Source organism: Yersinia sp. 2466 StPb PI (assembly GCF_041538325.1).
Taxonomy (GTDB): domain Bacteria; phylum Pseudomonadota; class Gammaproteobacteria; order Enterobacterales; family Enterobacteriaceae; genus Yersinia; species Yersinia enterocolitica_E.
In genome coordinates, this window is record NZ_JAULSL010000001.1 from 2,038,900 (window position 1) to 2,053,047 (window position 14,148).

Genomic DNA, 14,148 nt, shown 5'->3' on the forward strand with positions numbered 1-14,148 from the left:
AACCGGTGAATCACGACAATAACCTGGGGTATCTCATTGCTGGATGGCACAAACCGCTGACCACCGACAAATAACCCCATGCTATCCGAATTATTACTGATGATTATCCCGCGTATCTTTAATGCCAATAGGCAGAATAGGTGGCGAAAAACGGCCTAACTTGTCCGTTTGTCACCTTTTGCTGAAATTAACACCCGTTTTAGGCGAAAATATCAACACCACCATTACCATTAGCCAGTGATTGCAACGCCGCAGGTGTCACTAGCGGTGTGCTGTTCGGTACATCACCCGATGCGCTGCTACCGTAAGCGGGTTGGCCGTGTGATGCGAAACTCTGCTGATTTTGTTGGCTCTGTTGTTGTGCCTGTTGCCACTGTCCTTCACTGCCGACACTGCTTTGGCCCAACTGGATACCACTTTCAGCCAATGCCGAGCGTAAACTTGGCATCGCCGCTTCAATAGCTGCCCGAACCTGGCTGTGAGCTGAAGCAAAGTGCAACTGAGCTTGGTTATCTTCCATTTTCAGGCTGATTTGCAATGCCCCCAACTCTTGCGGATGTAGCCGCAGTTCAGCATTTTGTTGGCCGTTACGGCTGAACATCACCACTTGCTGACCCAGCGATTGTTGCCATTCCTGGCTACCTAACTGAGCACTTAAATGGCCACTGACTGGCACGCTAACCGCACCACTGGCCGTCGCTGGCAGGACCGGGCTGGAAACCGGAGGGAGTGATGGTGTTACCGTGGCTGAACTCACGGCTATTTTATCCACGGCGGCTGTGGCAATAGTTTTGTCAGCCTGTACTGCTACAGGAACTGCTTTCGCGCTGAGACTGCTATCTGCATCCTGTGCTGCTGTTAGGCGCACCAATTTATCTTGAGCTGTGGTGGTTTTTGTCTTACCGGGGGTGGCCGCTGGCAGTGCGTTGTTGCTGGCATTGTCACTTTTCGCAGTGCCGATTGTGCCGCCGATCAATGCCGCCAAACCTTTATCTTGTGAGGTCAGACTGGTCAGAGTGGCTAAGTCCTGCTTAGCGCTGGTTTTGTCGCTGGTCAGGCCATTGCCGTCAGTCAACTGCGTTTTCTGCCCATTGTTGGCGCTGCCCAGCGTGGTAGCAACCTGGTGGGGTAACATGGCTAATAACGACTGCAACGCACTGGATTCGGCCAACGCGGTGGTTTTATCCAGCGTGCTGTCATCATCTAAGGTGGTTTTCTTCACATTAGCCGCGTCTCCAGTCTGTCCTGCGTGGGTCAGGCCTGCAGGCAACGTGGCACTGATATCACCTAAGGCGGCCAATAACTGATTCAATTTACTGTTACCACTGATTGACTTTCCTCCATCCACATCGGCAGTGATATCAGTGGTTGCAGCCAGCGATGATTTCAGGGTCGAGGCATCCATAACCGTCAGCTCTTTACCCAGTTGGTCACCCAATAATTTGGCAAAATCAGCCGGTAGCCCCGCGTCTGTAAACAGCGCAGCAATCGATGAAGAGGATGATGCGCCCTCAGTTTCACTGGCAGTTGCAGTGGCAGGCAATAGGGACAGATTCATGAATTAAGACTCCTTTGTGAGGCGCGCTGTGCGAACTCATCCATCAATTTTTGATCCAAACGGCTTTCTTGCAGACGCAGGGTGGTTTCAGCCCGCTCATTCAAGGTTTCAAATGCATTTAACCGCTGCTGCTTTTCTTGCCAATGCTTAACTGCCTGTTCAACTTTGACATTCCACTGAGCCAACTGATTACGATGTTGGTCAATAGCTTGCTCCAGCGTCTGAATAAATTGCTGATAGTTTTGCCAACTGGAGGAGGCCATCCCGTTACTCAGTGTGTCATTCAACCGCACCCGGTATTCATCCTGATAAGTCAGCAACATCGTGAGTTGCTGCTCAGCATTCTGATAGGACAGGCGAACCTGACCCAGTTGCGTGCTTGCCTGTTCGACGGCTTTCTGGGCCAGATCGCGCAGGGTGATGAGAGGTGACTGACTTTTCATCGTATTCCTTATACCCTCCGTACTTGAAGCCGCAGGGTTGTTGGCTACGTTCACTTACCCAAATTACTTGACTGTGTAAGCTCATTGGGGTTAATGAGGCTCATCCTACGGGCTAGCATAAATGCTGTTCAAATCGGTTCCCGACCGATTTGTCATTCACTTGCCGCCTACCTGCCACGCCAATTTCTTTGGGTATACGACAGGGGCGGTGGCTTGAGTCACTGGCTATCAACCCGGAAACAGACTCTTCAGATGCTGGCATGCATCGTCGTAACTGCTGCGTTCGAACATGCCTTGCTGTAAGAAGATTTCCATTTGCGGGTAAAGAGCAATGGCCTTATCCAATAGCGGATCACTACCGGCGGCATAGGCACCCACACTGACCAAGTCTCGGTTACGCTGATAACTGGCAAGTAGTTGTTTAAACTGGCGAACTTGACTGTAATGGTTCTCATCGATCAGTGATGTCATGGCACGACTGATCGATGCTTCAATATCGATGGCCGGATAGTGGCCAGATTCAGCCAGACGACGTGATAACACCACATGGCCGTCGAGAATGGCGCGTGCCGAGTCTGCAATCGGGTCTTGCTGGTCATCGCCTTCGGTTAATACGGTATAAAATGCAGTAATCGAGCCACCGCCGGTGACACCGTTACCCGCACGCTCCACCAGCGCCGGTAATTTAGCGAATACGGAGGGTGGATAACCCTTGGTTGCCGGTGGTTCGCCGATGGCCAACGCAATTTCACGTTGCGCCATGGCATAGCGAGTCAGCGAGTCCATAATCAGCAATACGTGCTGACCACGGTCACGGAAATCTTCTGCAATGCGAGTTGCATAAGCGGCACCTTGCATACGCAGTAATGGCGATACGTCGGCAGGAGCGGCTATCACTACCGAACGAGCACGGCCTTCCGGCCCTAAAATATTCTCGATAAAGTCTTTTACTTCACGGCCACGTTCGCCAATCAGACCCACCACAATGACATCTGCTTGGGTATAACGCGCCATCATGCCGAGCAGCACACTTTTACCTACCCCAGAGCCGGCGAACAGACCCATACGTTGTCCACGGCCAACGGTCAGTAGGGCATTAATCGTCCGCACACCGACATCGAGTACCTGCACAATCGCGGTACGTTGCAATGGATTGATTGGCGGGGTGATCAGTGGGGCGCGATAACTGGTTTCTGGTGCAGGTAGACCATCAAGCGGTTTGGCACTGCCATCCAATACTCGCCCCAGGAGTTCCGGGCCGAGTGGCAGTTGTTTACTGGCTGAAGCACCACCGGTGGTCACCCGGGCATAGACTCTGGCTCCTGGCACAATGCCTTCGACTTCTTCCAACGGCATCAGAAACAGGCGATGGCCGTTAAAACCGACCACTTCACTTTCAACTTCCTGCACTTCGCCGTTATCGTGGCGCTCAATCAGACAAGTTGCGCCCAATGGCAGTTGTAACCCTGTGGCTTCCAAGACTAAACCGGTGGCGCGAGTCAACCGTCCGTAGCGGCGGATAGTGGTTGACTGGCTGATGCGCTCTTCGAATTTATCTAAAGAGGCGAGCCAACGACCAAGGCGCGCGGTCATCATAATTCTCCCGGCGCGGCGAGGCGGCACAACTCATGCCAGCGGGTCGCCAAACTGGCATCCAGATCACCTTCTTCGGCGCTGACTTTGCAGCCACCCGGATGAATTTGACTATCACCCAGCAAGCGCCAGCCATGCAGACTTAAGGTGCTGCCTAAGCGTTGCTCGACGACAGCCAGATCATCGGGATTAACCCGCAGTTGTGGCTTACCGGTGAACATCGGTTCCTGCTGAATCAGTTGTTGGATTTGGGCCAATAATGCCGTGCCATCGCAGATTGCAGGTTGCCCGAGAATTTGTTTCGCGGCGGCCAGGGCCATTTGCATTAACCGCGAGGCTATCACGCTGTCGAGTGCATCAAGGGTACTTTGGAAGTCGTTCACCATCAGTTGCCAGTGGGCAGTCATCGGGGCCAATTGCTTTTGAGCATCGGCCAGTGCCTGTTGATGACCTTCCTCCAGACCGGTCTGGTAACCTTTATCCAACCCTTCTTGTAACCCTTTAGCGAACCCTTGTTGGCGGCCCTGCTTCTCGGCTTCGAGTTGCAGATTTACCAGCGCTTGCTGCTCACTGACCCCGGTTGATTCACTATCGCTACCCGTATCCGGTTCATCAGTAAACAGCATACTGATATCCGGCGCAGCCACTGGCGGAGTAGTATCCGATGTAGTGGCAAAGTCGTTGAGTGACCAAGGTTGCCAGGGCAGGGCATTTATCCTGTCAGACATAGATATCCTCGCCACCACCAATGACTATCTCGCCGCTTTCCGCCAGACGACGGACGATAAGCAAGATGGCTTTCTGTTCGTTTTCGACCAGTGACATACGTACCGGTCCACGGGTTGCCAGATCGTCGCGCAAGATTTCTGCTGCACGCAATGACATGTTGCTGAGGAAACGCTCGCGCAATGCTTGATCGGCACCTTTCAGGGCGATCAACAGTGATTCGTTGTCTATCTCTTGCAGTAAACGCTGAATGCTGCGGTCGTCGACACTGACCAAATTCTCGAACAGGAACATTTCGTCGATAATTTTTTGAGCCAATTCGCCGTCGTATTCGCGCACTGCATCCATGACCGTCTCTTCCTGTTGTGTTTTCATCAGGTTGATAATCTCGGCCGCTGTGCGGATACCGCCCATTTTGCTGCGTTTGAGGTTCTGGCCATCGAGCAGGTTGTTCAATACTTCGGTCAACTCAGCCAATGCGGCGGGCTGGACACCACCAAAGGTGGCGATACGCAACATCACATCGTTGCGCAGGCGCTCGTCGAACAGCGCCAGTATATCGGCGGCCTGAGCGCGTTTCAGATGGACCAGGATGGTGGCGATAATCTGCGGATGTTCGTCGCGGATCAGGTCGGCCGCCATCTGCGGCTCCATAAAGTTGAGCGTTTCCATGCCACTGGTGGTTTCGCGCGATTCCAGAATATCTTCCAACAAGCTGGATGCGCGCTCTTCCCCCAGGGCTTTTATCAGCACACTGCGCAGGTAATCACTGGCGTTCACGCTCAGTGCGGCATATTGCTCGGCATCGTCTTCAAATTCAGCCAATACATCAATCAGTTGCTGGTGAGAAACCTGACGCATACTGGCCATGGTGGTACTGAGTTGCTGCACTTCGCGCGAGGAGAGGTGTTTAAACACCTCGGCGGCATGGTCTTCACCCAGAGTCATCAGCATGATGGCGCTTTTTTCAGTTCCGGTCAGGCTCATTGGTCATTACTCATCCATTGACGGATAACCAGCGCGACAACACGTGGGTCTTTATCCGCAAGTTCGCGTATACGCTGGGCCTGAACTTCAGCACTCACTCGCTGCTGATTTTTCTTACGTAAGGCCAGCTCTTCTTTACTCTGTTTGGCATTTTCAGACGCTACCGCAGTCTGGACAATGTTATTGACCGATGCCGCAGCCTTATCAGCAACTTGTTTCTTAGCGACCATAGGGCGCACTAATTTGCGCCATAAGATCCATGCCACCAGCAAGATAAGCAGATAACGACCAGCATTTAACATCTGATCAAAGAACGATTGTTGTTGCCAGAAGGGCAGTGTGTTACCGCTGGCATCATCGGTGGCGTTAAATGGTGTATTCACCACATTTAATGTGTCGCCACGATCAGTAGAGAAGCCCATCGCCTCGCGTGTCAGGGATTCCACTTGTGCCAATTGATCTTTGGTCAGCGCAACTGGCTTGCCCGCCTTATCACTGCCGTAATTAACAACAACGGCAACCGAGAGGCGCTGCACCATGCCAGCTTGTTGCTGGGTATGACGGATTGTGCGGTCAACTTCAAAGTTAGTGGTTTGGTCGTGGCGGCTGTTGCTTGATGTCGCTGTCGATTTAGCGGCAGTGGCCGGACGATTAGCCGCGTTGGCATTGTTGGCCGTGGCACCAGCAGCACCAGCAGCACCGGCAGCAGGCGTCGCTGCTGGGGTTTCAATCGGTGCGACCGGTGTGGCAGATGGCTGATTGGATAATGCCCCCGGAACACCACCGACATTGGTTCCCCCCAGCTGTTCACTGGTGCTAACTTGCTGTGAGCGGACCGCGCCTTTGTCGGCGGCCTGATTAGGCTTATACTCTTCATCGGTCTGTTCACGGCTGGCAAAATCAACTTGAGCCGTGACCTGCGCATGCACATTACCGTTACCGACCATCGGGGCGAGTATGGTTTCAATGCGACGTTGGAAGCGATTTTCAACTTCGTTAGTAAATTTGAGTTGTGCGGCGTTTAAATCACGGCCCGCACTGTCGGATTGCGTCAACAAACGGCCGGTTTGGTCAACGACAGTCACGTTACCCGGCGGTAAACCGGCCACGCTGCTGGAGACCATATATACGATGGCGTTAATCTGGCCATCATCAAGGGCACGACCTGGTTGCAATGCGAGTGTTACAGAGGCGGTGGGAGACTTTTGTTCCCGAACAAAGAGAGAAGGTTTTGGCATTGCCAAGTGAACACGCACATTCATCACTGGCCCGAGGGTGCCAATAGTGCGCGCCAGTTCACCTTCCAATGCCCGTTGATAGTTAACTTGTTCACTGAACTGGCTGATGCCAAACTTTTCCTGATCCAGCAGTTCAAAACCTACCGCACCGCCTTTAGGCAAGCCTTGTTGGGCCAGACGCAGACGGGTTTCATGCACCTTATCTGCCGGGACCAACAACGCGCCACCATTATCCGCGAAGCGATAAGGGATATTCAGTTGTGTCAGTTGCGTAACGATATCACCACCGTCACGATCATTCAGGTTGCTATAAAGGACGCGATAATCCGGGCTTTTAGCCCATAACATCAGCGCGACAATAATAGCGACGGCCGCAGCCGCAGCAATCAGCAGTGGGATTTTTGGATTCGCGCGTAGGCGTGCCAGTGTTGTCGTAAAAACATTTTCACGATTTTCACCGCCAGTTATCGAGGCATTCATACACGTCCTTGGCCAAGCTGAACAACGTTTGAGTTAGTATTTTTTATGTAACTAATGTGTCGAAACAAAACAGACTCCCAAGTGCTGTGAGCGATAAAGCATCAATAGCTGATCTCCCCTTTTATGGGCATGCCATTATTTGCTGTAAGTGATGAATTCGATGGCTCAATAAGCCGGTATTTTTGTGTCTAATTAGCGGCTTTAGTCCAAAAATGATGTGTTAGGGTGTCATCCTGAAAATAGTGACACGTGGCGAATGGTGAATAACTGCATTTACGGACTCACTTTCCATGTTGTTATTTGACCCATTACATCGTTTGAGGATGAGCATGTCTGTTCAAGGTATTGAAGGGGTTTTACAGCAGTTGCAGGTCACTGCATTGCAGGCATCCGGTTCGGCAAAGATGTTGCCAGCAGAGGCCGGTTTCGCCAGTGAGTTGAAAGCGGCCATCGGCAAAATCAGTGAAAACCAACAGCATGCCCGCACTCAGGCACAGAATTTTGAATTGGGTGTGCCCGGTGTTGGCCTGAATGATGTGATGGTAGATATGCAAAAATCATCAGTATCTTTACAACTGGGCATTCAAGTTCGTAATAAGTTAGTTGCGGCTTATCAAGATGTAATGAATATGGGGGTGTGAGGCTACTTATACCGTCTCATGTGACAGTGCCCATAGATAGAGGGATGCCGTTGTTCCATAGGGTGTGTAACGGCGGCGGTAACGCTCAAAGCGTTCTCGTGGCAGCGTTTTATGGCCATATAGATTCATCATGCCGCGCCGGATCGCTAAATCTCCCCAACTGACGACATCGGGTCGTGCAAGTGAGGAGATCAATAACATTTCTGCGGTCCAGATGCCAACACCGTTGAGGTTTGATAGCTGTGCAATAACGTCGTTATCGGGCAGCAGAGAAATAGCAGATAAATCCAGCGTGCCATTAAGTGCAGCATCTGCAGCACCTTTAATGTATCCCGCTTTCCTCATCGTCATACCACACCCTTGAATAGCCTCTACCGTTGCAGTTGCGACAGTTATTGGCGTCACGACCCCGAGCAATGCGACCAACCGTGAGTTGACCGTTAGTGCCGCCTTGACCGAAATTTGTTGGTCAACGATATTTCTGATCAATGCAGCAAATAAATCAGGGGATAGCGGGCGAGTTATCATCCCCAGCCGTTCGATGGCTGCGGCCATCTTTTTATCACGCCGTTTGAGATGGTTAATTTCTGTTTCACCGTAATGATAGAACATGCCCGACAGCCCCCTGTTATCTAAGTAATAAAATATATAAGTAGAAAGTTAAAAATCATAGCGCTAATTCTAGCTGCTGCACACTCTGTTTGTTGCTGATGTTTTTTTACAATTGAGAATTATCTGACCACTATCACTGCTATATTTATTATTCATCTATTTAAAAAAGAATGCTTCATTTAGGTACATATCACCTATTAGCATAATGAGGATTAGATAATGAGTGAAGAAAATAGAAAGACAAACAGTGATCCCTCATCGAAAACGGGTGAGAAAGCTTTTCCGACAAAGGTAGGTTATATAATCGGGATTGTTATTTTATTTATTGCTGTAAGTTATATGTTTATGTATTGGTAATTAGCTGAAAAAAGAATGGGTTATGCCTTATAAATCTAATGAATTACTACCAGACTCAGTGAGGAGTGTTCTCCCCGCCCATGCGCAAGATATATATCGTGCGGCATTTAACAGTGCATGGGATCAATATCAGGACAGTGATGAACGACGCGGACATGACTCGCATGAAGAGACTGCCCATAAAGTCGCCTGGAGTGCGGTAAAACAAAGCTATCGTAAAAATGAGAGCGGTGAATGGATTAAAAATAACACTCACCACTCAGGAAAATAACACGCCTTGTCGTTATCCTGTCTTTGCCAATGAGATATTCTGGTGGCCAATTTTTTGCAATAATACAGGAATATCAATTGGATCAATTTTATCTGCTTGTAGATAAGCAACGGCATATTCGTGCCAGATACCCGATTGCAGGAACAAAATAAACAGTTCCCGGTCCAGATGATTCTCATTCACCATGTTGACCATGATATTGAGGGCTTCAGACAACAACTTCCCTGGTTTATAAGGTCGATCGGCAGCCGTCAGAGCCTCAAATACGTCAGCTATGGCCATCATCCTCACCGGAATACTCATCTGTTTATAGGTGAGCTGATAAGGATACCCTTTACCGTCCATACGTTCATGATGCCCACCCGCAATCACTGGGACATTTGCCATGGTTCGTGGGAAGGGGAGTTTATTTAACATCACGATGGTCTGCATGATGTGTTCGTTTATTTTATAACGATCCTCGTCTGTCAGGGTGCCACGGCGAATACTGAGGTTATAAATTTCGCCACGGTTATAGAGGAACCTCGGTTCTTGTACTTTGAAATCAAAATATTCCGGGCGTTTATTTTTATTATCACGGAAAATAATATGTTCATCTTTATCCGCCAGCATCGGCTCCTGTACCGGCAGTGGAGCGGCGGGTTGTCTGGCTTTACGCACTCGCTCTTCTTGGGCGATACCTGCATTATCATCTAATGTGCGAGTCCAATGGTAAGCGGCAATTTGCTGGATACGCGCGATAGCTTCGTCAGACATATACTCGCCACCCACATTGCAGTTGGCAATAAAGTAAAAATCTTCATCTAATTGGCGTAATTCCTCAGCTAACAACTGTTGCTCAGCTTCACTGGCGCTCATCGCACCATATTGGCGTAAGAAGGCGATTTCTTTCTCACGTTTTAAGACTTCAAACCGCATGCGTATTTCATGGATGCGATCATAAATTAGCTCCAGTTTTGTTGATTTATCGACTACAAATTCCGGCGTGGTAATCTTGCCACAGTCATGTAACCAGCAGGCTGTATGTAACTCTTCCCACTCATTCTCTGATAACGTAAAGTTGGCGAAAGGCCCCTCTTTAATATTGACTGCGGCACGGGCGAGCATTTTAGTTATTTCAGGTACACGCTGACAATGCCCACCGGTATAGGCACTTTTGGCATCGATAGCTCCGGCAATAAGCTCAATAAATGCGTTGAGCAGGTTTTTTTGTTCTTGCAATAATCGCTGTGTTTCTACTGAAACTGATAAACTGCCCACCAGGGCATTAACTAATTGAATTTTTGAGCGTTCACGCTCAGCATTTAGCTCATAAGGGTTAAATAACAGTAGGAATCCGAGCAATTGGTTATCATGGGTCTTCATCGGTACGGCAACAAAGCGGAGGGGCAAATAAGGTTGTAGGAAGTCATGTAATTGGCTAAAGATATTATCTTTATTGAGCGTTCCTACAATGGTTTTCCCTTCGAGTACCGGCAGGAAAGTCGTGAGATTGTCTTCTTTAATTTGTAATGAGGACATTTCTGCTACCGGGATATTTTCACCATTCCAGCGAAATGCCGTTGGTGTGAAGGTTCCCTCATCTTTATCTGACAGAAAAATAATCCCTCCGGTCATGGCAGCAATTTCTGTGGTTTCACTTAATAGCCCTTGCATCTGCCGGAAGAAATTACTTTCTGCTGTCAGCATATTTCCCATCGAAATAAACTGCTTCAGTGTTGATTTCATTTTTGACATTGATTTGTGGAGTTCGTCAACTTCCTCAATCACAGAGCGTTCTAATTCGCGCTCTTCGAAATGGAGATTGCTGATGGAATCCGCGTCCTGGCGTAGACGAATAAGGGGTTTGGATATTTTTCTGGAGAAATACCAAACTAACGGCAAGCTGAGCATTAACAGAATAAATGCAATAAAGGTTGAGTGATTACGAATAGAATTTGCATCGGCTGTCAGATAGCTGGCGGGTGTCGCAATAATCAACTGATAGGCATTTCCGTTGCTATTAATCTCAACAACTGAGCCGAACCAGCGCTGATTTTGTGCTTCAAACATGATACTACGATTAGCATTGTTTACCGGTGAGTTGCTAGCTGTCAGACTATTCTTTTGACTATTGAGCAAAACTTGCAATACAGGGATTTGCCGGTCTGCATTGGTGTTATCTGCCGCCTTATCTTTAGGTTTTGGCAGGCTAGCGATAACTTCACCATGGGAATTAATAATAATGGCCTGGCTACCTGGCGGTAGATTTTGTTTTATTAAAAATTGCGAAAGTGAAGCTAGGGAAACGTCCAATCCAATGATTGTCTGTTTATTCTCAGCTTGACGGCTATAAGTAAAACCGACTTCTCCGGTGCCTTTAAAAATATAAATAGGAGAGGTGATCAGCATAGGACTTGCGGCGGCCAGAATAAACCAATCCCGCCGCCGTGGATCGTAGTTATCATTTTCACGCGGCATAACAGCAATCACTCGCTGCTGCTTATTAAGATAAATAAAACGTTTCTCCGGTAAACTATCAAGAAAACGATTACTTTGAACCATCCATTCGGCATCTTCAGGGGCATGGAATAATGTACGGTTAGCTTCCGTTAAACGCCGCAGCATAAAAAAATCACCATTAGCATAGGCGCTATACACGGCACTGGCATAACTATTCTGCTTCAGAATTTCAATAAATTTATCGACAAAGGCCATTCGTTGTTCAAGGGTTGATAGTTCTGTGATTTGCATACTGGCAAGAATGTTAACCGACATTATCATTGGTCGTGTTACGGCATCCAATTCAGCGGCAATCGCCTCTCCGGTTTTTTGATACTGCCGATTGGTGCTGATTTCAGTCAATTTAGTCAGTTGGCTATGACCAAAAATAATAATGACGGTACCTATTGAGACGATCAACAAGGTGAAGAGAGCGGCAATCTGGATATGCAAAGGATAGCGGTTTTTTAGCCCGAATAGATTACTTAGCATCATAGCCATCCCGGAAGTTTATTATTTAATTACTTATAATCATAGAATGTACTGACATAATCAGCATATTCCCCTATCTTTCAGTAGGTTGTATGTAATTGCATGATTGTAAAAGCTTTGTTTTATATTGCATCGGAATTGTTGGATGAAAAAACCAATCACAGTCAGAAAAAAAATGTTTTAACGTGCAGAATATCTAAAAGCAGTATTTAGCAGCCCGATTTTTAGGCGGTTAAAAGGACTTGATGAGTCGAATGGGATGCAGCGAATTTACTGACCAGCATTAAACAGGCCATATCGGAAATTATTAAAAGTATCACCTCAATAGGCTCATATTGGCCCTAAATCAGACGCATGCAGACCTAAATAGCGATGATAGTTGTCAGGGGGTGGATCATTATCTGTCGGATGTAAGCGATGGTGCCCACGGATGGCGGTAGGGGCAAAGCCAAAACGTTTGCGAAAACGTTCAGCAAAACGTGATGCACTCTCGTAACCCACTTGGCTGGCTATTAATGATATTGGCCAATCAGTACCTTGCAATAAACGCAATGCACTGGTCATGCGGACATCAATCATTAAGTCACGTAATAGTATTTTTTCGGCAGCTAATTTTCGGCGTAATACAACTTCGCTCATCGCCATATGGTCTGCAACTTCTGATGCCGACCATATTTTGTATGGATCTGTCGCCAAACAACGGCGCACTCTCTCACTTAACGAATCACTTTCATTTAATATAAATTTAACGCCACGCTGAGCCAACCAAAGTAACAATTCAAGCATGCGGTGTCTGACGATAGTTGGCGGAATATCACCAATGTCAGATATTGCTTTAAACGTATTGCCGAATGTATTGATGAATTCAGGTGCTAAATTACGTACCGGCATAACGCCTGGAACATACCCAAGACCAGCGGATGCTGGATGATTGGCAAAGGTAGCAATCAAACGGGGATCACAGCGAAGTTGGTGGCTAAAAAATAGTCCGTCGTCAGATAAGCCATTAATTACATCAACTGTTTGACCACTACTCACTGCGACTATTTCACCGGCTTGTATAATACATTCCTGATTATCCCAGCGAATGATTTTGTACCCACGGTTAACCATAATGAGCAATGGATGCTCAATATAGACGGAGGTGAGTAGTAGCTCTGTGTGTTGAATAACATGTGCCGAGCTACCCACACCGGGGCAAAAATTAATTGTACGTTCCATCGATATTCATTTCACAATTTTAGCCTGAGAATATCTTTACGCTTTGAGTGGCAGAGTAGCAACTCATTTTAATAGAAAATTTACAGCAACTGGCTATTTTAGCGAAAAATATTAAGGGTGAGAATAATAGCCAGCTCGATATGAGTGATTGTTACTGTCAATATAATCCCATGTTAAAAACAATGACAATAAAAATTACTTCCCATGTTAATAATTACAGTGGCATGTAATTGCTTTGCAACAAAGGTATAATCATTTTCGATAACGGGCCGCTACTGTGTTTCACCCAGCAGCAATGCATGGTCAGGAAATTGACCATAAGTATTATTAACCACTTGTTGTCGAGTGGATTGTCCAACTAACTCACTGAGTGCATCGAGACGTAGCTGTAATAAACGCTTTATTTCTACTTCATTATCCAAAATAGCTCTTAGTTTATCCCGTAATAACTCTTGTAATGCCTGAGATGAGCATGAGGATATGGTGATATTAGCAGTGCTTTCTACAGCTTTAAGGTAAGTCATTTCGAGATCAACCAGCGCATCCCAATTCCCCTCGATAGCCAGCATTAACATTTGCTCACTGAGAGTCAGGATTTGTTGATATTCGGACAAAAGATGCTGGTGACGTTCCATTAAATGGGGTCCTAGTTGGGTTGATAATTGGGGCCGATCTGCCGCCAGGCATCCGCAATATTCTCAAGCAAAGCAGCTACTTCATTTATTGCTTGCTCGTCATTATGCAAATTGGCATGCAGCAAACGCCGTGACATATAATCGTACAAGGCTGACAAATTCTCAGCCATTTCACCGCCTTTTTCTAAATCGAGCCCTGCATTTAAACCATTGTTAATAATATCAATCGCTTTGGATAGAGCGTTACCTTTGCCAGGAATATCTCCTTGATTCATCAGGATGCGGGCTCGAACCAGGGCGCTTTGCGCCCCGTCGAATAGCATCACGATCAATTGGTGTGGGCTGGCACTCATTACACCACTTTCCAGTCCTACCTTGGCGTAGGCCTGGCTCCCTGATCGGTTGTACATGTC

The 14,148-nt window shown here is 47.7% G+C and carries 14 protein-coding genes; 3 read left to right on the forward strand and 11 right to left on the reverse strand.

Going from position 1 to position 14,148, the window contains the following annotated elements:
* Window positions 1–199: 199 nt before the first annotated feature.
* The 6 genes from Q2T72_RS09220 to fliF form a co-directional block, all read right to left on the reverse strand.
* Window positions 200–1,558 carry a flagellar hook-length control protein FliK gene (locus Q2T72_RS09220; RefSeq protein WP_193784675.1) on the reverse strand — a complete coding sequence of 453 codons (1,359 nt, stop codon included), beginning with the start codon at window positions 1,556–1,558 and terminating at the stop codon, window positions 200–202.
* Window positions 1,555–2,001 (reverse strand): flagellar export protein FliJ, encoded by a 447-nt coding sequence (gene fliJ / locus Q2T72_RS09225; protein WP_372569021.1) that lies wholly within the window; start codon window positions 1,999–2,001, stop codon window positions 1,555–1,557. The genes Q2T72_RS09220 and fliJ overlap by 4 nt, the downstream gene beginning before the upstream one ends.
* A 228-nt stretch (window positions 2,002–2,229) precedes the next feature.
* Window positions 2,230–3,594 carry a flagellar protein export ATPase FliI gene (gene fliI / locus Q2T72_RS09230; protein ID WP_083159149.1) on the reverse strand — a complete coding sequence of 455 codons (1,365 nt, stop codon included), beginning with the start codon at window positions 3,592–3,594 and terminating at the stop codon, window positions 2,230–2,232.
* Window positions 3,594–4,322 (reverse strand): flagellar assembly protein FliH, encoded by a 729-nt coding sequence (gene fliH, locus Q2T72_RS09235; RefSeq protein WP_372569022.1) that lies wholly within the window; start codon window positions 4,320–4,322, stop codon window positions 3,594–3,596. The genes fliI and fliH overlap by 1 nt, the downstream gene beginning before the upstream one ends.
* Window positions 4,315–5,307 (reverse strand): flagellar motor switch protein FliG, encoded by a 993-nt coding sequence (fliG, locus tag Q2T72_RS09240; protein WP_083159147.1) that lies wholly within the window; start codon window positions 5,305–5,307, stop codon window positions 4,315–4,317. The genes fliH and fliG overlap by 8 nt, the downstream gene beginning before the upstream one ends.
* Window positions 5,304–7,025 carry a flagellar basal-body MS-ring/collar protein FliF gene (fliF, locus tag Q2T72_RS09245; protein WP_372569023.1) on the reverse strand — a complete coding sequence of 574 codons (1,722 nt, stop codon included), beginning with the start codon at window positions 7,023–7,025 and terminating at the stop codon, window positions 5,304–5,306. The genes fliG and fliF overlap by 4 nt, the downstream gene beginning before the upstream one ends.
* Window positions 7,026–7,354: 329 nt before the next feature.
* Here fliF and fliE point away from each other — a divergent pair, with 329 nt between their 5' ends.
* Window positions 7,355–7,666 (forward strand): flagellar hook-basal body complex protein FliE, encoded by a 312-nt coding sequence (gene fliE, locus Q2T72_RS09250; protein ID WP_005189374.1) that lies wholly within the window; start codon window positions 7,355–7,357, stop codon window positions 7,664–7,666.
* A gap of 6 nt (window positions 7,667–7,672) precedes the next feature.
* On the opposite strand, the gene Q2T72_RS09255 is transcribed toward fliE, so the two are convergent.
* A complete protein-coding gene (locus tag Q2T72_RS09255) occupies window positions 7,673–8,278 on the reverse strand; it encodes a DNA-3-methyladenine glycosylase (protein WP_083159144.1) in 606 nt (201 codons plus the stop codon).
* Window positions 8,279–8,497: 219 nt separating this feature from the next.
* Here Q2T72_RS09255 and Q2T72_RS09260 point away from each other — a divergent pair, with 219 nt between their 5' ends.
* Window positions 8,498–8,635 carry a hypothetical protein gene (locus Q2T72_RS09260; protein WP_372569024.1) on the forward strand — a complete coding sequence of 46 codons (138 nt, stop codon included), beginning with the start codon at window positions 8,498–8,500 and terminating at the stop codon, window positions 8,633–8,635.
* A 22-nt stretch (window positions 8,636–8,657) separates the two neighbouring features.
* A complete protein-coding gene (locus Q2T72_RS09265; protein ID WP_372569025.1) occupies window positions 8,658–8,906 on the forward strand; it encodes a ChaB family protein in 249 nt (82 codons plus the stop codon).
* Window positions 8,907–8,918: 12 nt separating this feature from the next.
* On the opposite strand, the gene Q2T72_RS09270 is transcribed toward Q2T72_RS09265, so the two are convergent.
* The 4 genes from Q2T72_RS09270 to fliS all read right to left on the reverse strand — a co-directional run bounded on the left by Q2T72_RS09270 (window position 8,919) and on the right by fliS (window position 14,145).
* On the reverse strand, window positions 8,919–11,879 hold the full coding sequence (locus Q2T72_RS09270) for an HD domain-containing phosphohydrolase (RefSeq protein WP_372569875.1): 2,961 nt from the start codon (window positions 11,877–11,879) through the stop codon (window positions 8,919–8,921).
* A gap of 330 nt (window positions 11,880–12,209) precedes the next feature.
* Window positions 12,210–13,100, reverse strand: coding sequence for a helix-turn-helix transcriptional regulator (locus tag Q2T72_RS09275; RefSeq protein ID WP_083159142.1), 891 nt, complete (start codon window positions 13,098–13,100; stop codon window positions 12,210–12,212).
* 272 nt (window positions 13,101–13,372) lie between these two features.
* Window positions 13,373–13,735: a flagella biosynthesis regulatory protein FliT gene (fliT, locus tag Q2T72_RS09280; protein ID WP_372569027.1), complete on the reverse strand. Its 363-nt coding sequence runs from the start codon at window positions 13,733–13,735 to the stop codon at window positions 13,373–13,375.
* Between the two features lie 11 nt (window positions 13,736–13,746).
* Window positions 13,747–14,145 (reverse strand): flagellar export chaperone FliS, encoded by a 399-nt coding sequence (fliS, locus tag Q2T72_RS09285; protein ID WP_372569028.1) that lies wholly within the window; start codon window positions 14,143–14,145, stop codon window positions 13,747–13,749.
* Window positions 14,146–14,148: the final 3 nt, after the last annotated feature.